The 20,192-nt window shown below is 41.0% G+C and carries 16 protein-coding genes and 1 tRNA gene; 10 read left to right on the forward strand and 7 right to left on the reverse strand.

What is annotated here, in order from left to right; all coding sequences use genetic code 11:
• Positions 1-7: 7 nt before the first annotated feature.
• Both GO816_RS00660 and tamL read right to left on the reverse strand, forming a co-directional pair.
• Entirely contained in the window at positions 8-1,960 is a 1,953-nt protein-coding gene (locus GO816_RS00660; RefSeq protein ID WP_157539427.1) for a tetratricopeptide repeat-containing sensor histidine kinase, read from the reverse strand.
• Positions 1,961-2,052: 92 nt separating this feature from the next.
• The gene (gene tamL, locus GO816_RS00665) at positions 2,053-4,437 is read right to left on the reverse strand and encodes a translocation and assembly module lipoprotein TamL (RefSeq protein ID WP_157539428.1); all 2,385 of its coding nucleotides are present in this window, start codon (positions 4,435-4,437) and stop codon (positions 2,053-2,055) included.
• Here tamL and GO816_RS00670 point away from each other — a divergent pair.
• The 3 genes from GO816_RS00670 to GO816_RS00680 all read left to right on the forward strand — a co-directional run bounded on the left by GO816_RS00670 (position 4,395) and on the right by GO816_RS00680 (position 5,501).
• Positions 4,395-5,177 (forward strand): TrmH family RNA methyltransferase, encoded by a 783-nt coding sequence (locus GO816_RS00670; RefSeq protein WP_317163564.1) that lies wholly within the window; start codon positions 4,395-4,397, stop codon positions 5,175-5,177. The genes tamL and GO816_RS00670 overlap by 43 nt on opposite strands.
• A gap of 51 nt (positions 5,178-5,228) precedes the next feature.
• Positions 5,229-5,299 (forward strand) — tRNA-Cys (locus GO816_RS00675).
• 31 nt (positions 5,300-5,330) lie between these two features.
• Entirely contained in the window at positions 5,331-5,501 is a 171-nt protein-coding gene (locus tag GO816_RS00680) for a spore protein (protein ID WP_157539430.1), read from the forward strand.
• 619 nt (positions 5,502-6,120) lie between these two features.
• On the opposite strand, the gene GO816_RS00685 is transcribed toward GO816_RS00680, so the two are convergent.
• Positions 6,121-7,164 carry a quinone-dependent dihydroorotate dehydrogenase gene (locus GO816_RS00685; RefSeq protein WP_157539431.1) on the reverse strand — a complete coding sequence of 348 codons (1,044 nt, stop codon included), beginning with the start codon at positions 7,162-7,164 and terminating at the stop codon, positions 6,121-6,123.
• An 82-nt stretch (positions 7,165-7,246) separates the two neighbouring features.
• Between GO816_RS00685 and GO816_RS00690 the strand changes: the two genes are divergently transcribed.
• The 5 genes from GO816_RS00690 to GO816_RS00710 all read left to right on the forward strand — a co-directional run bounded on the left by GO816_RS00690 (position 7,247) and on the right by GO816_RS00710 (position 12,778).
• Entirely contained in the window at positions 7,247-8,011 is a 765-nt protein-coding gene (locus GO816_RS00690; RefSeq protein ID WP_157539432.1) for an SGNH/GDSL hydrolase family protein, read from the forward strand.
• Between the two features lie 139 nt (positions 8,012-8,150).
• Positions 8,151-10,070: an ABC-F family ATP-binding cassette domain-containing protein gene (locus GO816_RS00695; protein ID WP_157539433.1), complete on the forward strand. Its 1,920-nt coding sequence runs from the start codon at positions 8,151-8,153 to the stop codon at positions 10,068-10,070.
• A gap of 35 nt (positions 10,071-10,105) precedes the next feature.
• Positions 10,106-11,425, forward strand: coding sequence for a type IX secretion system plug protein (locus tag GO816_RS00700; protein ID WP_317163565.1), 1,320 nt, complete (start codon positions 10,106-10,108; stop codon positions 11,423-11,425).
• Between the two features lie 125 nt (positions 11,426-11,550).
• Positions 11,551-12,078: an acyl-CoA thioesterase gene (locus GO816_RS00705; RefSeq protein ID WP_157539435.1), complete on the forward strand. Its 528-nt coding sequence runs from the start codon at positions 11,551-11,553 to the stop codon at positions 12,076-12,078.
• Between the two features lie 49 nt (positions 12,079-12,127).
• Positions 12,128-12,778, forward strand: coding sequence for an outer membrane beta-barrel protein (locus tag GO816_RS00710; protein ID WP_157539436.1), 651 nt, complete (start codon positions 12,128-12,130; stop codon positions 12,776-12,778).
• Positions 12,779-12,946: 168 nt separating this feature from the next.
• Here the strand turns inward: GO816_RS00710 and GO816_RS00715 are convergent, their stop codons facing one another.
• The 3 genes from GO816_RS00715 to GO816_RS00725 all read right to left on the reverse strand — a co-directional run bounded on the left by GO816_RS00715 (position 12,947) and on the right by GO816_RS00725 (position 15,471).
• Positions 12,947-13,930 carry an aldo/keto reductase gene (locus tag GO816_RS00715; protein WP_157539437.1) on the reverse strand — a complete coding sequence of 328 codons (984 nt, stop codon included), beginning with the start codon at positions 13,928-13,930 and terminating at the stop codon, positions 12,947-12,949.
• Positions 13,931-13,966: 36 nt separating this feature from the next.
• A complete protein-coding gene (locus GO816_RS00720) occupies positions 13,967-14,371 on the reverse strand; it encodes an EVE domain-containing protein (protein WP_157539438.1) in 405 nt (134 codons plus the stop codon).
• Between the two features lie 494 nt (positions 14,372-14,865).
• Positions 14,866-15,471 carry a hypothetical protein gene (locus GO816_RS00725; protein ID WP_157539439.1) on the reverse strand — a complete coding sequence of 202 codons (606 nt, stop codon included), beginning with the start codon at positions 15,469-15,471 and terminating at the stop codon, positions 14,866-14,868.
• 1,506 nt (positions 15,472-16,977) lie between these two features.
• Here GO816_RS00725 and GO816_RS00730 point away from each other — a divergent pair.
• Entirely contained in the window at positions 16,978-17,808 is an 831-nt protein-coding gene (locus tag GO816_RS00730) for an SH3 domain-containing protein (protein WP_198171383.1), read from the forward strand.
• Positions 17,809-17,890: 82 nt separating this feature from the next.
• Positions 17,891-18,439 (forward strand): TlpA family protein disulfide reductase, encoded by a 549-nt coding sequence (locus tag GO816_RS00735; protein WP_157539441.1) that lies wholly within the window; start codon positions 17,891-17,893, stop codon positions 18,437-18,439.
• A 143-nt stretch (positions 18,440-18,582) separates the two neighbouring features.
• Here the strand turns inward: GO816_RS00735 and GO816_RS00740 are convergent, their stop codons facing one another.
• Positions 18,583-20,052, reverse strand: coding sequence for a TlpA family protein disulfide reductase (locus tag GO816_RS00740; protein ID WP_157539442.1), 1,470 nt, complete (start codon positions 20,050-20,052; stop codon positions 18,583-18,585).
• Between the last annotated feature and the right edge of the window lie 140 nt (positions 20,053-20,192).

Raw genomic sequence — 20,192 nt, forward strand, 5'->3', positions numbered from 1 at the left:
GCTTTTACTAGTGCTGCCCAAGCGGAAAACTAAAGAAAAAAGAAGCGCCTGCTCCTTCAGTGCTTTGCAGCCACATACGGCCTTTATTTGCCAATACAAACTCCTTTGCAAGCATTAATCCCAAGCCTGTCCCCTTTTCACCACCAGTACCGTAGGCAATCTCCATTCCTGTTTTAAAAAAACGTTGCTGCTGTTGCATACTTATACCTTTGCCGTAATCTTTAACTTCAAAAACGGCCATATTATTAGGCTGATCAACAGTTGCCAAAACCTCAACCTTGCTTTCCTTGTAACTAAATTTAATTGCGTTTGATATAAGGTTGCGGCTTATAAAGTCAAAATGATTTACATCGCCTAAAACAAGCAAATCCGGTTGTATCTCATTAAAAAGCGCGACATTTTTTTCTGCTGCCTGTGTTTGCAGTGCCGTAAAGTTCCGTGCAATAACTTCAGTCGGTTTAAAATTAACCGGACTAAGATCAATACCCTTCAATTGCGTTTCGCCCCACTTTAACAATGCGTTTAATATATCAAGCGTAATATTTCCCTGCTTTTGCATTTCTGCCAGCATTTCATCCCGCTCTTGTTTACCCAAATCCTCGTCGCGCAAAACACCAATAAGCTGTGTTAAACCTCCTATAGGGTTACGCAAGTCATGCCCAATTATAGAAAACAGTTTATCTTTAATCACATTTGATGCTTCAAGACGTTTATTTAAGAGCTTGTTTTTACGATAATTCCATGCAAGGATAACTAATATCAACAGCACTCCGGTTGCGGCACATATAAGCAAGTTACGCTGATATGTTTTTTCCCGATTGGACAATTCCAGCGTTTCTACCTGCAACCTCGACTGCGCCAACTCGTAGCTGCTTTGCAAAACGGCAATCTTGTGTGCGCGGTTGGCATCCATCAAACTATCAAGTAAACGATGATGCTCCTGCAGGGCACTCATGGCATCGGCATATCGTGATTGCTGACGGTATATATCAGATAAGCTATGGTAAATTTCGGCTGCCAAATGCTTGTGCCCAATAGAATGTGCAATTCCAAGCGCATTTTTAAGGTGTAAAACGCTCCCCTCTGCATCCTCTGCTTTTAACGAACTTGCGATACCCATCAAAGAGCGGGCCTCCTCTTCGGGTAAACCAAATACACGAGATTGCTTTAAACCTTCCTGATGATATTGCAAAGCCTCGCGTTTATTGCCCAAAGAATCGAGCACCCGCCCCGCATGATTCAGCATTTTGGCATGACCTTTTGAATGGCCGCCTTTTTTGCTTTTCTGAATACCCTTTGCATAATAATCCATGGCACGACCATGATTATTTAAGCTGCTATGTAACCGGCCAATTTTCCCCAACAGGCTAACGTATGCATCAGTAACTTCGTCGCCGCCATGCATCTTTTCAGCCTTTTCGAGGTAACTTAATGCCTGCTTAGGATTGTTAGCCAATTCGGCAACCTCTCCCAGCGCTATAAGCGCTTTGACAATACCTAATGTATCTTTCTGCTCCTTTACGTCGTTTAAGACCTTGTTTAATAAATGCCTTGCTTGTTTTACATGCCCCTCTTCTGCCTGCAGCACCGCAAGGTTAATATTACCTTCGGTTGCAGCTTGGTGCATTTGTAAATGATTGTAAATTTTAATTACTCCTTGCTGATATTTCACAGCCAATCCAAAATTGCCGTATTGTTCATTTATGCGGGCAAACCTGTTCATCATCAGCGCCTCGCCTTTGGCATCATTAAGCTTACGGGCCAGCTTGAGCCCTGCAGCAGCATAATGCACTGCCGAATCGGGCCGTTTAGCCTGGTACATGGCACTTTTAAACTCATAAGATCGTATGCGGGCGCTATCTACCTGGTTGGGGGTTACATATGATTTATTGTCGTTGTTTTGCATGCAGGCATACAAAACAGCCACAAGGCCAAAACAGCTCAGGAGTACATTCTTCATACAAGACAAAAAACCTTGTACGTAAAACTTACAAAATGGTTGATGCTAAAGCGTCAAAACAGCAATTACACGCATTTATATAACCTATGCGTTTAAAAAGGCAGGCCAATACCAAAATTAAGCTGCATAAAGCGGTAATCTTCATTGTTGGTAGCCTTGTAAGTCTTCTTGAAATCGCCTTGCTTAAACAGGTTGCTAAAGTGTTTGATGAGTACATACTGATCGGCACCTGTAAACTGCGGATCTTTAAATTTGAATGCGGCATCTAGCCTGAATACAAAAAACGTGAGGTCGAAACGCAAGCCCGTACCTATACCAACAGCTGTTGAATTGAATAGATTGTTAAACTTAAACTGCCCTCCCGGATTTTCAACCGTTTCGTCCAAACGCCAAACGTTACCAAAGTCTATAAAAGTTGCTCCTTTAAGTTTGGTACCAAAAAAGTCATTGGCAATTTTGTAACGGTATTCCATGTTACCTATGATTTTAATTTCACCAAATTGGTCAAGGTATTTAAGGCGGTCGCGGATGTTGTTATCTTTATAAATGGCACGGTTAAAATTTCCCGGACCTAAAGTGCGCGGAAGCCATGCTCTTATATCGTTAGCACCGCCGGCATAAAAGTTTCGCTCAAAAATAAGCTGGTTGCTATTACCAAAAGGCAAACCTAAACCGGGGTTAAACCTAAATACAAACTGTTGTTCATTTCCGCCCAAATTACGGTAAAAGCGTAAGTCAACATCAGCTTTGGCATATTGGGCAAAGGCATGGCCAAACAAAGTACGCTGGCCTAATGAATCGCGCCTGGTATTTAACACGCGGCTTATGAGCGCAAGTGTATTTCCACCCAAGTCAATTGTACCTCTGAAGTATACAAAATTAGCCAGGCTGTTTAGCTTGTTAAAGTTAAGCTGATAAGTATACTGCGTGCTTGCAGTGAACACCGTACGGCCAATAAGATAAACATAAGAATACCTGTTTTGACTTAAGAGTATATCACGTGCGGTAGGATCGATAGTACCGTTTGAAAACTCAATGCTTATAGGCGTTAGCGAGTGCTGCTTACGGCTGGTTTCCATCCAATCATACGTAAGCGAGTTGATAAAGCTACGCCGTTTAACCAACCCGTTTTGGTAGAACAACTGAAAGCTGGATGCAAAGGTTGTATGAGGCACGCCATACTTACCTAATGATGGCAAATTAAAAGGCGATATAATGCGTGGATAAACCAGGTTAGCACCAATTTTAAAATCCTGATTTTGAATTGCACCAGGCAAGGTGGTTGTGTTACCCGCAAAAAGCACACTATAATTCAGCTTAATTTGCAAAATTTCGGCCTGTTTAAAAAGGTTACGGTTACTGAATGTGTTACCAATATTAAAACCATAGCCCGAACCTGACCAGAAATCGAAAAATGCCGGACCTGAATGCAGGTACTCCGCCTCTATGCGGTCGCTCATACGTTTAAGCGGAATAATATCAATACGGCTATTAAGCAAGTGGTTTACACTATCGGGCGTTTTGGTGTAAATAGGGTTAGGTACGTTACGGAATACGTTTAACTCTGAAAGCCGCGATGTGGTAAGTGTTTGCTGATCTATATTATAAATATCTCCTTTATGCTGAAATACATACCTCAGTACAGCATTGGGTTTAAACCTGCGCGAGTAGTCAACAAATGTAAACTGCGAATCAACCCTAAGCGTGTCGGCGTTGCCAGTGGTACGCCCTGTGCTGGTGGCTATGGTAATGAGTGTGTTGTTGATTTTGTATATAGGGTGATTCTTTTTACCAGCCGGATTATCAATCAGCACTTTAACATCAACTACGCTGCTATTGAAAGTTGAGTCGTAGTTGTAATTCATGTACTGCCTATAAAAATCATAGTACCCATTCTGCTTCATTACCTGGTAAAAAGCATCGCGGTCATAAGCAAGACTATCTGTATCAAAACGCCCGCCTGGTTGAACATGTGAAAAACGCCTGCGGTTTATGCGATAAAGTACTTGTACATTAGGGTCGGCTATACTGTCTTGAACATTACGTATACGAAACATTGGGCCCTGCTTGGCCGTGAAGGTGATAAAAGCTTTCTTTTTTTGGGTTTTAATGGCACTAGCAACCGAAGCCTTTAAATAACCTTTATTGCGAAGAAATTTTTCAATCTGTAAACGTGAGAACTCTATCAGGGCGCTGTCGAGTATTGCAGGTGGTTCGCCAATATCTTTGTTACCTTTTTTGTTAAACAAGTAATACAATTGCAGGTTGAACCAGCTGTTAGGCTGCTGCAAACGATCAACATACAACAAGGATGCATCTGAAAATTCCTGGTCTACGCTATCAACTTTAATTTTGCGTACCAGGTACTCATTTTCTTTCAACCCCCGGGTTAAACTACATCCGCTTATCGTAAAAACTAAAAGAATACTTAATATTGCAAGGCTGTAAAGCTTATTTTCCGGGTAGAATGGTTTCAAAATCTCAGATCAGTTTAATAAAATCCTTACAACAAAAAAAGTTTCGCAGAGAACAACGGCTTTTCGTAGCCGAAGGTTTTAAATCCGTTGAGGAATTTATTACTTCGGGATACCAGGTACATACGGTATACTATACGCCGGCTGTAGCTGCAAAATTGCACAAACTATCAAAGAAAACCAACATTGAAGAAATATCGGCTGTTGAGCTGAATAAAATGAGCAGCCTCACCACCCCTCAGGAGGTATTGGCTGTGATACATTTGCCCGATTGGCCTGAAATTACGCGGGCAGAACTGCTTAACCGGTTCACGTTGGTACTTGATGGTGTGCAAGACCCGGGCAATTTAGGCACCATAATACGCACGGCCGATTGGTTTGGCATAAAGAACATCATCTGCTCTGAGGATACTGTTGATGCTTACAACCCTAAGGTAGTACAAGCAACCATGGGTTCGCTGGCCCGTGTAAATTTGCACTACGCTAATCTTGCTCAACTCATTCCTCAACTTAATTTGCCAATTTTTGGGGCAATGCTGAACGGAGAAAATATTTACAGCACTGATTTTGGTAACGAAGGCCTAATAGCAATGGGCAATGAGGGCAACGGCTTAAGGCCTGACATTCAGGCATTGATAACAAAATCGGTTACAATACCACGCGCCGGACAAGCAGAATCTTTGAACGTGGCAATTGCTACCGCATTATTTTGTTCAGAAATAAGCAGAAAAACTTTCAAATAAACATTGCTCATCAATAATAAATTATTATTTTTGCGCTCCGTTTAAAACAATGGTCGGGTGGCCGAGTGGCTAGGCAGAGGTCTGCAAAACCTCGTACAGCGGTTCGAATCCGCTCTCGACCTCTTAAGGGTTAACCGTAAAAGATAAAGCACCATGGGCGTAACACGTTTAAAAAGAAAAGACAGAAGAAATAAAACTGTATCTCGTTTAGAAGTACAATTTTTAAAATTGGCTACCAACCTTGAACCAGGAAGCCGTTCAAAAGAATCAGCTAAAAGCCAGATTGCTAAAAACAACGAAGTTTTAGCTCAGCTTTCTAAATAATTTTAGAAAACTAGTCTTAAATCAAAAATCCAGAAAATCCTGTTGGTCATTCCAACGGGATTTTTTTATTAGTAGGATTTTTTTCCGCCACGTCATTGCTGTGAGGAGAGCAATCTCTGCGGTAGATGGTTTGTGCTCTACGTTATTGCGATTCCCTGTTAGCCTAGGTAAAGTGGTTTTACCACAGCCTGTGGATGTACTTTTTCTTTTATACAAAAGAAAAAGTACCAAAAAGAAAACTTGCGGCTACGTTTATTTGCTTTGAACCGACCGTGCTTTTAACTAAGGTTAATGCTACCCGCAAAACACTGATGCCGCAAAAGAAAGGTGTCGTTAGGGCAGTACTTTTATCTAAATCAAACTTATGCTTGGCTTGTTTGGCAGTCAAACAAAAGCAATGACCTAACGTAAGCTATAATACCGGCATCAGCCTGTTCGGTAACCACAGGCATAAGTAAAAGCACTAAACGCTGTAGAACAGGGTGCAGCCGGGAGTTTTTTTTTGGTTACTTTCTTTTTGAGGAAAAAAGAAAGTGACATCCGCTGGCTTACGGCAAGTACATCCTTATCCTGACAGGGCACTGCAGCAAGTTGACATAAAATTGTTAGGAAACCAACCCTACTTCCCTAACAACCTTTTATTTATCCTCCCTATCAACCCGGGCCCTTCGTAAATAAAACCGGTATACAACTGTACCAAAGATGCGCCTGCTTCCAGCTTTTCAATCGCATCCTGTTCTGAGTGTATACCACCTACACCAATGATGGGAAATGAACCGCCTGACTTTTGCGATAAATACCTGATCACCTCTGTTGAACGCTGGGTTAAGGGTTTGCCGCTCAATCCGCCGCTTTCAGCAACAATTTTAGGGTTCGACGTAAGGCCGTCGCGACTAATGGTAGTATTAGTGGCTATGACGCCTGCAATTTTGGTTTCCTGTACAATTTCAACAATATCGTTTAGCTGATCGTCGGTTAAGTCGGGAGCTATTTTGAGGAGAATAGGCCTGCTGATACTATTTTTACTATTCCGCTGCTGCAGGGTATTGAGTATGTGCATAAGCGGCTCTTTCTCCTGTAGGGCACGCAAGCCGGGTGTATTCGGCGAGCTTACATTTACTACAAAGTAATCTACTACATCAAACAACCGATCGAAACATTTAATGTAATCAAGTACTGCATCTTCATTGGGCGTAACTTTGTTTTTACCAATGTTACCGCCTATAATAACCGGATTCTTGACTGCCTCAGCAGTTTTGCGGTATGTGGCAATACGCGAAGCCAGTACATCAACCCCAAGGTTATTAAAACCCATACGGTTTATTAAAGCGCCATCGGGCGGTAGCCTGAACATGCGGGGTTTATCATTACCCGGCTGAGGCAACGGAGTAACGGTGCCCACTTCAATAAAACCAAAGCCGAGATTGGCCATTTCGGCAATAGTATCACCGTTTTTGTCAAAACCTGCAGCCAGGCCTACCGGATTTTTAAAGGTGAGGCCAAATACGGTGCGCTCTAATTGCTTATCGTTTACTGCCCAAACTGCCCTGCTTACCGCCGAACCGCCGGGAAAACGATTAAAACGTTTCAAATTGCGGGTAACAAAGTAATGAACTTTTTCAGGATCGAATTTAAACAGTAAGGGTTTGAGCAATTGATACATGGCCGCAAATTTAGGGCTTTAAAGCGAGTTTGCAGATATGATTTAAACATTATACCTTAGGTGCTCATTCCTATTTTAACCAATGAGCAACCAATTTAACAGACGTAAATTTATTACTGGTTCTACCATGGCCGCTGTTGCCAGCTTGTCTATACCCGATATTGTATCGGCTGCTGTAAAAACAGATAATAACGCACCAAAAAAAATATCGTTAGATAACAATGACGTAATACTTTTTCAGGGTGACAGTATAACTGATGCGGGGCGCAACCGCACCAACATCACTCCTAATACCACAGGTATGTTTGGCAACGGTTACGCTAACTTAGCAGCGGCTGATTTACTATTGAACAATCCGGGTAAAAACCTGCAAATATGGGATCGTGGAATAAGCGGCAATAAAGTATACCAAATGGCCGAACGCTGGGACGCCGATTGCCTTCAAATTAAGCCCAATGTGCTTAGCATTATGATTGGTGTAAACGATTTTTGGCACACACTTACCAACGGCTACACCGGCACTATTGAAACTTACCGTACCGATTATAAAAAACTGTTAGACCGCACCAAACAGGCACTGCCTGATGTAAAGCTGATTATAGGTGAACCGTTTGCTGTATTGGGTGTAAAATCAGTAACAGATAAATGGTATCCTAAATTTGATGAATACCGTGCGGTAGCTAAAGAAATTGCCCAGGAATACAACGCTCCATTCATCCCCTACCAATCGGTATTTAATGAAGCCCTTAAGCAAGCCCCTGGCAGCTACTGGACCGGCGATGGCGTACACCCAAGCGTAGCTGGAGCCGCACTGATGGCTAAAGCATGGTTAAAAGTGGTAAAATAAATTACACAAGTAAGAGCCAGGATTATGAAGACTATAAACTTTCGTCTTGATTCTTGGCTCTTGGTTCTTATTTCTCTTTACCGGTCCCGGTTCCCGGCTCTTGTCTCTTGGCTCTCAAAAAGGTATCTTTGCACTAATAATGATTGCGATAAATAACCTGACGTTTGAGATTGGTGCCCGCGCCCTGTATGATGAAGCTAACTGGCATATAAAACCCGGAGAAAAAATTGGCCTTATTGGTGCTAATGGTACCGGCAAAACTACCCTGCTTAAAATCATCGTAGGCGACTATAAGCCAACATCGGGCTCTATATCAATGGCTAAAGATTTAACCATTGGCTACCTCAACCAGGATTTATTATCGTATTCATCCGACAAATCAATTTTACATGTGGCCATGGAAGCCTTTGAGCGCCAAAACCAGCTGCACACCGAAATTGAGACGCTGTTAAAAAAACTTGAAACCGACTACAGCGAAGACTTGCTGAATAAACTGAGCGATAAGCAAGTTGAGTTTGAAGCATTAGACGGTTATAATATTGAATACAAAGCCCACGAAATTTTAGCCGGTTTAGGCTTTGCCGAAGCCGACCAAGACCGTAAGCTGGCCACCTTTTCGGGTGGATGGCGTATGCGGGTAATGCTGGCCAAAATCCTTTTGCAAGCTCCGGATATTTTGCTGCTGGATGAGCCTACCAACCACCTTGACTTACCTTCAATTGTGTGGCTGGAGGATTACCTGCGCAATTTTGAAGGTGCTATTATCATCGTATCTCACGATAGATGGTTCCTTGATAAGGTAATTAACCGCACGGTTGAAAGCCGCAAAGGCAAGCTTACCGTTTACGCGGGTAACTACAGCTTCTACCTCGAAGAAAAGGGCCTGCGCGAAGAAATTCAGCGTGGTGAGTTTAAAAATCAGCAAGCCAAAATTAAGCAGGAAGAAAAGCTGATCGAACGTTTCCGCGCCAAGGCATCAAAAGCTAAAATGGCACAATCACGCATCAAAATGCTCGATAAAATGGAACGGGTAGATGATGTGGACGATGATAATCCATCAGTTAACTTCAACTTCAAATTTAGCAAGCCATCAGGCCGCCACGTAGTGGTGCTCGAGAATGTGAGCAAGAGCTACCCTAACCTTACTATACTAGAAAACACAGGCGCAGTAATTGAAAAGGGCGACAAAATTGCCCTGATTGGTGCTAACGGTAAAGGTAAATCAACATTGTTGCGCATTATTGCCGGGGCCGATAAAGAATACACCGGCACCAGCACCACAGGCCACAACGTTAGCCAAACGTTTTTTGCCCAGCATCAGTTAGAATCGTTACACCTGGATAACGAGATACTGGCGGAACTGCAATCTTTCGCCCCCAAACACACCGATACTGAGTTACGCTCAATATTAGGTTCTTTCCTGTTTACGGGTGATGATGTGTTCAAAAAGATCAAGGTACTTTCGGGTGGTGAAAAATCGCGTGTGGCACTGGCCAAGGCCCTTACCGCTGATGCCAACTTTTTGGTACTGGATGAGCCTACCAACCACCTGGACATGCAGTCGGTTAATATTTTGATACAAGCCATTCAGCAGTATGAGGGTACGGTAATTGCCGTATCGCACGACCGTTACTTCCTTGATAATATTGCCAACAAAATATGGTTTATTGAAAACCACCAGATTAAAGAATACCCGGGCACATACCAGGAATACGAGGAATGGAACTCCAAACGTCAGATAGCTCCCAAAGCGGCTGCCCCTGCTCCCAAACCTTTAAAAGAGGAAAAAAAGGAGCAGGTTAAACAACAGCCATCCGAAGATAAAAACAAGCAGCTTAAAAAACTGAACCAGGACTTAGGCAAAATGGAACAACAAATTGCCGATCTTGAACAAGAAGTTAAACAACTGGAAAATAAACTGGCCGACGAGGAGATCTTTAACAATCCCGCCAAGCTGAAAGAAACCAACACTGCTTACCAACATAAGCAAACCGCTTTACAGCAATTACAGCAGCAATGGGAAACATTGGCTGAGCAAATTATGGAATTAGAGGCGTAAATAAAACACAATCAATATCCAACATGTCATTTCGAGTGATAACGAGAAATCTTAGATTACAGGCAAATCTTACCACTTATCTAAGATCTTTCACTATCGTTCGAGATGACATTTTTGTTTTTATACTAGTTTTAATCTCCCTACCTACATTCGCGCAGCAAAAACTCCAATACACCGATCATACTTACCGTTCTACCATTAAAAGCGTAGAATGCTACAACACCAACAAACAAGGTTCGTTTCCGATAATTGCACTGCGTAGCAGCGAACAACTCCTGCTTGCTTTTGATGATTTAGAAGGCCGCAGCCGTAACTTTTACTATACCCTCGAACATTGCGATGCTGAATGGAACGCCTCGCGCCTGTCGCCTGCCGAGTACCTGCAAGGCTTTATGAAAGACCGCATTATGGATTATAGCTACTCGAGCGGTACCATGCAAAAGTATATTCATTATGAGGTTAAGCTGCCAAACCAAAACATGGCGCCCAAGTTGGCGGGGAATTACCTATTAAAGGTTTATGAAGACAGCGACCAGAGCCGCCTCATTATTACCCGCCGTGTATATGTAGCCGGCTCGGCCGTTGGGGTGGCTGCCGAGCTCGTTCCTTCGAACAACGTGCAGGCACGGGCAAGCAATCAAAAACTCAACTTTCAGGTTAATTATGGCGGGCTAAATGTGCAAAACCCGTATAACGATATTAAGGTACTGGTTATGCAAAACGGCCGCCCCGAAACAGCACAACTGAACACCCGCCCCACTTTTGTACGCAACGGTCAGCTCATTTACAACGACTTTAACAGCAACGACTTTTCCGGTGGAAATGAGTTCAGGCACTTTGATATGCGTACGTTAAAGCTATACTCGGAGCGGGTAGTCCGCATTTTGAAAGACACGGCCAATGCCGTTTTACTTTTGGGCGATGAAAGCCGCAACCGCAACGCCTACTTGCTGGAATACGATAATGACGGCAACTTCTTCATTATAAACCAGGACGGCCGCGATGCCCGCACCGATGGCGATTATGCTTACGTTTATTTTAACCTTCTCCCCCCTAACGGCGCGAAAGACAACATCTATATCACCGGAAAATTTAATAACTACGAGCTTACGAATGCCAGCAAACTTACTTTTGATGCCCAGCGAAACCGCTATACGGCCATCATTAAACTAAAGCAAGGCGTATATGATTATCAATACACTTCGCTCAACCCCGCAACTAACAAACCCGACAGCACACCTATTGAAGGCAGCTATTTTGAAACCGAAAACGAGTACCAGCTATTAGTTTACTACCGCCCACCCGGCTCAAGGTGGGAAGAGTTGGTGGGTTTTAAGTTGGTGTCTACAAAATAGAGGCAATATTCAAGATTTGATACCGTCAAAAAATTGACTTCGCTTAGTTCCATGTTTTCACTTCTTTTCTTGGCTCTTGTTTCTCGGCTCTTGTCTCTGGAAGCTAAAAACCTATCTTTGTAAATATGCAAGCCAAAAACCCAAAGGACTCTTTAGTGATAATGAATGAACTGGTATTACCCAATGATACCAATATGATGCACAACCTTATGGGTGGCCGCTTGCTGTACTGGATGGATATTGCAGCAGCGATGAGCGCACAAAAACACAGCAACCGCCTGGTTGTAACTGCTTCGGTTGATAACGTATCTTTTCAAAAAGGTATTAGCCTGGGCGATGCTGTAACCATTGAAGCGAGGGTAACCCGCGCATTTAACAAATCAATGGAAGTACGTTTGGATGTTTGGGCGCAAAATATTCCATCGGGAACCAAAGAAAAAAGTAACGAAGCCTACTATACCTTTGTTGCGCTTGACGAGGCCGGCAAACCTGTTGCCGTACCTGAAATTGCACCAGAGACAGAGGACGACCATATTATGTACAGTGGTGCATTGCGCCGCAGGCAGCTGCGCCTTATACTCAGCGGCCGAATGGAACCAAGCGATGCTACCGAATTGAAAGCGCTGTTTATGGCCGCCAAGCATGATGTTTAAACATTTGCTACAGCATTAAACTTATGCGACATAGCGTCGTCATACTCACATGAAACCTTTACAACTTATTATCACAACAATTGCCTTGCTTTGCACAGTTGCGGCGAAGGCCCAAACACCCGTTCAGCTTATTGGGCGTTACAACCTGGGTGTTGGTATACAGTATAACAATTTATATTACGGCGAAGATATTATTCCTTATAGTCCGGGTGGTGGTATGGGTATTGAAGCCGGCATAAGGGTTATGCCTTCTGCACATTTGGAGCCCTACGCCACTATTGGCTTTCAGCAAAACATCGCCATAAGAATGACCGACGGAGACGATTATTGGGACAATGAAAGCTATTTTACTTTTAACCGTACCACGTTTAACGCAGGTTTAGTTTATAAATTTCCGCTTTTTAACACCACAGATAAAATTGTGCGCATTGGCGGCGGAGTAAACTTTAGTATACCGGGACGGGCGGCATTTAAAGAAGATAATCAAAAATTACCATCAATAAGCTATAAAATGGCCCGCGGGTTCAACCTGGAAGCGTCATATGTTGCTTATGCTGATAGACGGGTAACCGTTGAACCTGGTTTACGCTACCGACAAATTAAATTTAACCCTGCAGGTAACCGGATGGTACCAGATAATATGAATCCGGCTCAAGCATCGGGGTTCGACTTGTCGGTAATTATAGGATTGAATCTATAATACACTACGCCAAATCAATTAACTGGCGTGTGCTTTGATGACGAGAACTGCCTTGTATGAAAAGCTACTTCAACATCAATCATCATACGATGCGGCATTGTTTAACTCACTTTAAACAATGCCACGTTATGCATAATAGATTTGGACTGTTGCTGTTATCTCAGCAAATCAATAATGCCCTCTGATTGATTCTTTGATATCCTGATCATAGAGCAGCCTTAGTTGCTGATGGGTTTCACTTGACAAAGGCGCAAGTTGCGAAGCCTCAACGTTGCTGTTTACCTGGCTAATTTTTGATGCTCCCGGAATTACAGTGGTAACTTCCGGATGATCAAGTATCCAACGTATAGCCCATTGTGCCATCCGATCGTCGGGCATTAGCAACTTAATTTTTCCGGCAAAATCTAAACCTTGTTTAAACTCAATGCCTGAGAAAGTTTCGCCCGCGTTGAAGGCTTCACCGTTGGCGTTAAAGTTACGGTGATCATTAGACGAGAATTGTGTATCAGCACTAAATTTACCGCTTAATAAACCACTGGCTAAGGGCACGCGTACAATCAGCGCAACACCCTTTTCTCTGGCTTTGGCAAAAATTTCATCAGCCACATGCTGGCGAAATAGATTAAATATAATTTGCAACGAAGCTAAGCCCTCCTGCTCCAGGCAAATCAACGCTTCCTCTGTTGTTTCAACACTGGCGCCAAAGTAACGAATAAGCCCATCCTGTTGCAGTTGGCGCAAATTGTCAAACACATCACCTTTACGCATCTCCTCAGTAGGAATGCAATGCAGTTGTTGCAAAAATAGCTGTGATAGGCCCAAATGCTGTAACGAAGCTTCGGTATGTTGTTTCATTGCAGCATAGCTAAAGTTTTGAGGCCAACCATTTCCGGCGTCACCCCGGCGACCAAGTTTAGTAGCTATGAAAATGTCTTTGCTTACCGTTTTTAAAAATCGCCCAATCACCGCTTCGCTCACTCCCATTCCATACACGTCGGCAGTGTCAATGAAATTGCCACCAGCTTGAATATAAGCATTTAAAATACTCAGCGCTTCATCTTCATTTATAGCCCCCCAATCGGCACTACCAAGCTGCCATGTGCCCAAACCAACTTCGGCAATAGGTGTATCTTTAAATAATCTGTAATTCATGTTGTTCAGATTTTGCAGCAGTGTTAAACCAATATTTTAGCTGCCAAGTTCTACAATACGGTCAAACTCCTCAGCTTTTAACGGCATAACCGATAAACGACCCTGCCGTACCAGTGATATGTCTTTCAAACGCTCATCAGCCTTAATTTGCTCCAAAGTAACTGGCGTTTTCAACGCTTCTACAGGCGATAAGTCTACCACAACCCAGTTTTTATCATCAGTAGTTGGGTCCTGATAAGCCTCTTTCATTACTTTCGCAATACCCACAACCTCTTTACCCTCATTACTATGATAAAACAACACCAAATCGCCCTCCTTCATCTCACGTAAATTATTACGTGCCTGGTAGTTGCGTACACCATCCCAAAAGGTGCGCTTGTCTTCATTGAATTTTTGCCAGGAATATTTAAAGGGTTCGGATTTGACGAGCCAGTAGTTCATAAATATGTGCTTTTGTATTTTTAAACGCGGTTTTTGCAACTTAAACACCTCAAAGGTGACAAAATGTGGTGACAAATTAAAATTTAAAACTGTCACTGATGAAAAAGCAAAAGCAGTCACTGCTTATACACATATAACAGAGTACGAGTTCCATCTATGCATTCCCGAAACTGTTTAGATAGATTAGTACCGGGAAGAACCGTTTGATGAAGAATATACAGGCTGGACACTTATGAGTGATCACGAAATGCGGGAGTATGTTGACTTTCCACAAGTCTTTTCTCGATGTACTCTAACACCATTTGTTGACTATCAACTGTAATAACCGCTTGCAATAGTTTGTTATAACATATTGTGAACGGAAAAGTCATGTTATGAGATGGTTTGTCTAATGGTGTTTTCTCCAAAATTTACCAATCGCTTAATTATACAGAATATACAAAAAATAGGAAAGATGAGAATCCAGTACAAGACTTAAAAATAGGAATCACCCTCTATGCTGCCTCAACATAATACCAACGATTACCTAGTTCCTTTTGCTTGTAAACATCTCCAAACATTTCTTTGATACAAAAAGAAGCGTTCCCTTTACGAATGTGAACAAAACCGCTTCTTCCTTCAGGCATACCTCTGAAAGTAAAAAAGAGTACCGCTTGGTTCAACGACTTGTCAAGTACATCCACTTCGCCACCTCCTACTGACAGAGAGCTATACTTTCCGGGGAGTTTATATAAGCTACTTCCTGGATCTAACGGACCTGTCACAGCTATATTTGAGGCTACCTGATAATCATCTTTGTAAACTACAAATGCCATGCGGTTCCTGATATAGTTGAGGGGGAGCATTATCACTAAGATGAGACAGATAATGTTCAAGCCAAAAGGAAGGAAAGAAAAACGATAAATTTCACCTTGCCTTATCCAGAATACGGTACTTGTTACCAATACTATCAGAAAGGCCGCAATAATGAAAAGCTGAAAAAAGCCATAAATCATCCACAGATCACTCCATAGCTTTTGGCTATACATAACAGATATAAATAAAAATATAGAAGCGAAAAACGATAATTTGAAAGTAAGTGTTCGAAAGGTTTTTTTCATCGGGGTCAGGCTTTAGGACATATATGAGATTGCTTTACATTGTTGCAGGAAGCACAAATTTTGTTAGGTAATCTTACGCCCTCCGGCTTTGAAATATCAAGCTTGTACTCAGCCTAAATCTTTATAGGTCAATAATTAAATGCACATCTTCTTTGAACCTATGGCATAAGTTCTATTGTATAAACGTGTGAATCTAAGACAATGCAGACTTGCCAATGTTAACTTTTAAAGATACAGTCGGACACATCTTTTGCCAGTCAATCCACACACTTCAAATTTCAAACTCCTTCTATAAAACTTAAATTTTAAAGTTTAAAATTGACAAATTAGCGCTAACGAATGTGGTCGAGATCATGATCTGAAATAACACATTATGTATGCTTATTGTGCAAGCCGATTTGATTGCTGAATAACTTACAAATTAAATTGTCTAAATAAGGAGCAATTGCATTAGTTAAGCCAATTGTCATAATGAATAAGAGCGCACCATTTAATTGAAATCCAAAGGTAGCGCTTGCCGGAATTATCCAAATTGCCGATGATAGAACTAAGCATAATAAAGCCAACATTAATGTTGGCTTACGTTTGATAAACGAAGTTATTATTAAATAGATGCTATAGGTAATTAGCGTTGCGAGAAGTGCTAAGCCAAGATCCAAGGAATATCTATTTATGTTATACGTGTCATTTATGAGGATTGGATATAAAACATAAGCGAGCGTCCCACCAATGAATGATATTAAAACTAGCACAATAAAGTATTTCAGTATTGACATATATAAGTTAATTGTTATTAACCAAGCTTTTGTTTAACGTGGCCAGATCAATCTCGCCTAGTAAATATTTTTGTATATGGCTCCAATTAGTTCTAACGATTGTGCTGTGATTTCTGTAAAAAGGATGCCTTGCCGCCATATGTGTTTTATATAGGTTACCAATTCTGTCTGCATTTGAGACCACATTCATCAGCTGAATCAAACCTATCTAAATCCATCAGAACTGCATACATCCAGTCGTTGGTTCTGTCGACACCCATAGTATAGAACTTGTTTCCATCTGGACGAGTTCATCAGCGTAGATACCAAACTTTCTGTCTCCGGCACGCACAAAATCCTAAAGGTGCGTTTATCCTTGTTAAATTTTTGCCAGGGAGTATTTAAAGGGTTCAAATCTGATAGCCAGTATTGCATAAAGAAACATTCCCAAAGCTCGTTTAAAGATTATTTTATCTGTTAAACACATTAAAGGTGAAAAAATGTGGTGACAAATTAAAATTTAACCTTAGGTATAAGCTTTTCAATTTAAAAGTATTGCATATTCAGCGAACACATTTTCGTGTATAAATTTGGCAAGAAGGTTTTAATTTATTAAGCGTTATATTTTAAATGCTATACTTACCTTGAGTTTATTTAATAAGCAAACTTTAAACCTTTTTGCTTGAATACTAATTACGCTTGAATGAAAGCCTATTTGAAATTGAATCTCTTACCGTTGTTGCTTCTTTGTATGGCAGCATGTACCAATAATGGTAAGCCAAACAACGAAACAGCACAACCATTATTAGATAAGGCAGACACAGCAATTGCTTACCCGGATGTAGCTACGGGAGATACTACAGTAGCTGCGCCAGTAAAAGCTGATAAGCTGATTGATTTATTCCCTGAAGGTGTTGAAATTAATTTCACTCCGGACGATGTAAAAAGTAACGACCCAAAATACAGTACGTTCAGGCAAAAACTTGCGCAGTTTGAAAACAAACATAACGTTAATGACACCCTAGACGCGCAGGAGCTTATAGGCTTGGTAAATAATGAAGTGTTTAGCAACACCGAAACCTTTGTTAACAGCAAGTGGCTGAAGTATTTTTTGAACAGGTACAAGTTTAATATTGCCGACCTATCGCCCGTAGTTGATGTAGCCATAAAACAAGAGGATTATGAAGCGATTAAGAATATTTTAAAACATGGATTTATTGTTGACACCCGTCAGATTGAACTGGCTACGGAAGTTAAGGAAAATGCAAGCCAGCTAATTAAATACAATAAGCAAAACAAGGGATTGGATGAGGCCGGTGATCCTACTTTTTATGAAAGTAAGTATTCAAGGATTGATGAAATTATGCAGTTGCTTCTTGCTTCGTATAATGCTAATTCAATTTACGACAGTGATGGCTTCACCAATCTCAGACAAGCAAAAAGCAGCAGTTCGACAATCATACAAAGGATAAAAACCGGATCACATATAAAAGTGCTTGATAATACTAATAATTGGTTTCAAGTTGAATTACCGACAGGTCAAAAAGGCTATGTTCATCATAGTAAAATCAGATCAATATAATAACTGAACTTAGTGATTCGACAAGATTATCCAGGATCGTGAATTTTAATTATACACCTACGCATCAAAAGTTATTCAATCAATGCTGTCATTAAAGTTATATACAAAAATTGCTTTGCTCAGCTTATTGCCACTAACTTCACTCAAGGGACAGGAGATACTACATCAAGACATTGTGTACTTACCCGAATCTGGAATTGATTTTAGCAGCTTAATAAGTAAATTTAAAGGCAGAGTAATATACTTAGACATTTGGGCCACCTGGTGTATGCCTTGTAGAAAAGAATTAACCTTAAAGCAGGACATTAAGGCATTTGCCGACTTTGCCAGAAAGAACAACGTAGTCGTCCTTTACATTTGTTGCGATAAAAATGGCAATATGTGGAAGAACTTTATTGAGACAAATGAAATGTATGGCTACCACATTCTTGCCAATCAACAAATTAACAACACGTTGCATACAACGTTTTCCGTTCAAAGAGGCAGCCACGGTAAACGTAAATTACAAAGGGCATTTTTCCTGCCCCGGCATATCATCATCGACCAATCTGGAACAGTAAGAGATAGTTCGGCACAAAGACAGGGCACTGCATTGGTTTACCGCCAAATAGAAGAAATATTAAAGAATTAAGCAGCTCATATCCATTTCAAAACAACCAAACATAAGCCTAAAATTTGGGGGTCTTCCTTTATTATTTGCTTAATTCAGATCAATTATAACTTACAGCAAATCAATTATGTTGCTTCAAAAACCAAGGTTGATTGTCCATTAATTTACTTTGTTATAGCTTCATCTAACAACTTGTAAAGTAAACCGCTTTGACCCGGACTCGGACAGTTGTTACTTTTAATTACTCCGTTGGCATCAATTAAAAAATAGTGCGGTATGGCAGTTACGTTAAAAGCCTTCACCATAGGGTGCTTTGTCCAGCCGGGAGCAATCAAATTTACGCCTTGTAAATTCAAATCTTTTAAACTTGCTTTCCATGTTTTTTCATCAGTGTCAACACAAACGTTTACAAAAACAATGTCTTTATCCTTGTATCTTTCGTGCAATGCAGGTACGCTGTTTTTGATTTCACTTATACATGGACCACAATTAACACCCCAAAAGTCAATGTAAACAACTTTACCTTTAAATTTACTCAATGACACCATGCGGCCATTCTCATCTTTAAGCATAAAAGATGGCGCAGGGGTACCCGGTTTAAGTCGTTGCACGTTTTGATAAAATTGCTTCAGCGTATCTGCATACATTGGCGTTTTTACTTTGGTAATAAAGTCTTTGTATACTTCAACGCACTCATCAAATGGATGATTATTAAAGCTCCAAAAAATGCTTTGGGTGCAATACCAATCACGAATTTCAAGTATTGAAAGTGAATATAATCCTGTAACGTATGTCCGCCAGGCATATTTATATTGCTGTAATTTATTATCACTATTTTCGGCAACTGTATTGGTACTTGTATACTTTATGGGTTGGAAGTATACTAAATATTTAAATAGAAAGTCACGATACTCATTGCTTAAGTTAAACCACTCTTCCGACTCTGTTGCATAGGCTTGCCGTTGGGTAGTTATAAGTAGAAAGTTAGTGAACTTACTTGGCTTATTTATATATAATTCATACCGCGGAAGCAACTTAGCATTAATCATTAAATCTGCATACCTAAAATGAATGTCGGTTGATATTTTATCGTATCCTTCAGCAACACCATCTTTAACAAGCATTTGAATTTCTTCGTTATACGAGTCATTTAAAGCTGTAAATTTTGCAGAATCAGTTAAACGCTTGTTGTATAAAACAGGCCGTAGCTGAGCGAGGTGTTGAGCAAACACGCTGTCAATCACTGACAGTTTTTTAAAAGCGCGCACTCTTACCTTATTTAACGATGTGATAGAAAAGCTTTCAGCTGCTTTATTCGCATCCCAGTTTACGTTTATAGTATCGTTCTTTTTAACAAAAATCCTACGTTGTACAGGCATCAACAGCAGATCCATTGCATCCCCTTCTACTTTAATCCTTTTTGTAAAATTTCCTTGTTTATCAATGGTCACCGAAACAAGCATGGATCTCAAAATCCCTTGCTGATAAAACTCCCAGAAGTTTTCCTTGTGATTCTCGACATGACCTTTAATAATAGCGTATTCAGATTTTACGGCTACAGGTTTCTGGGCCATCGAGGTAAAGCAAAGCACCGCTAGCATAAGTGCAGCTAAGAACTTAAATTGTGATACCATAATAGGTTTAAAGGATGATAGGTTTAACAGGGCTAAGTTAAAAATTTGATGCTCACTTTAAACTTCGCCTATATGATTAATGCATAATTGCAATTTAAGCCTGAACTTAAACGTTCTTGCTTAATGATTTTTCAAAAAGG

This window comes from Mucilaginibacter aquatilis (assembly GCF_009755275.1).
Taxonomy (GTDB): Bacteria; Bacteroidota; Bacteroidia; order Sphingobacteriales; family Sphingobacteriaceae; genus Mucilaginibacter; species Mucilaginibacter aquatilis.

Excerpts from the sequence above, each read along its gene's own strand:
- GO816_RS00660 (WP_157539427.1), bottom strand. The coding sequence starts at position 1,960 with ATGAAGAATGTACTCCTGAGCTGTTTTGGCCTTGTGGCTGTTTTGTAT.
- GO816_RS00730 (WP_198171383.1), top strand. The coding sequence starts at position 16,978 with ATGGCAGCATGTACCAATAATGGTAAGCCAAACAACGAAACAGCACAA.
- GO816_RS00685 (WP_157539431.1), bottom strand. The coding sequence starts at position 7,164 with ATGTATCAATTGCTCAAACCCTTACTGTTTAAATTCGATCCTGAAAAA.
- GO816_RS00690 (WP_157539432.1), top strand. The coding sequence starts at position 7,247 with ATGAGCAACCAATTTAACAGACGTAAATTTATTACTGGTTCTACCATG.
- GO816_RS00705 (WP_157539435.1), top strand. The coding sequence starts at position 11,551 with ATGCAAGCCAAAAACCCAAAGGACTCTTTAGTGATAATGAATGAACTG.
- GO816_RS00710 (WP_157539436.1), top strand. The coding sequence starts at position 12,128 with ATGAAACCTTTACAACTTATTATCACAACAATTGCCTTGCTTTGCACA.
- GO816_RS00725 (WP_157539439.1), bottom strand. The coding sequence starts at position 15,471 with ATGAAAAAAACCTTTCGAACACTTACTTTCAAATTATCGTTTTTCGCT.
- GO816_RS00680 (WP_157539430.1), top strand. The coding sequence starts at position 5,331 with ATGGGCGTAACACGTTTAAAAAGAAAAGACAGAAGAAATAAAACTGTA.
- GO816_RS00695 (WP_157539433.1), top strand. The coding sequence starts at position 8,151 with ATGATTGCGATAAATAACCTGACGTTTGAGATTGGTGCCCGCGCCCTG.
- GO816_RS00715 (WP_157539437.1), bottom strand. The coding sequence starts at position 13,930 with ATGAATTACAGATTATTTAAAGATACACCTATTGCCGAAGTTGGTTTG.
- GO816_RS00740 (WP_157539442.1), bottom strand. The coding sequence starts at position 20,052 with ATGGTATCACAATTTAAGTTCTTAGCTGCACTTATGCTAGCGGTGCTT.
- GO816_RS00720 (WP_157539438.1), bottom strand. The coding sequence starts at position 14,371 with ATGAACTACTGGCTCGTCAAATCCGAACCCTTTAAATATTCCTGGCAA.
- GO816_RS00735 (WP_157539441.1), top strand. The coding sequence starts at position 17,891 with ATGCTGTCATTAAAGTTATATACAAAAATTGCTTTGCTCAGCTTATTG.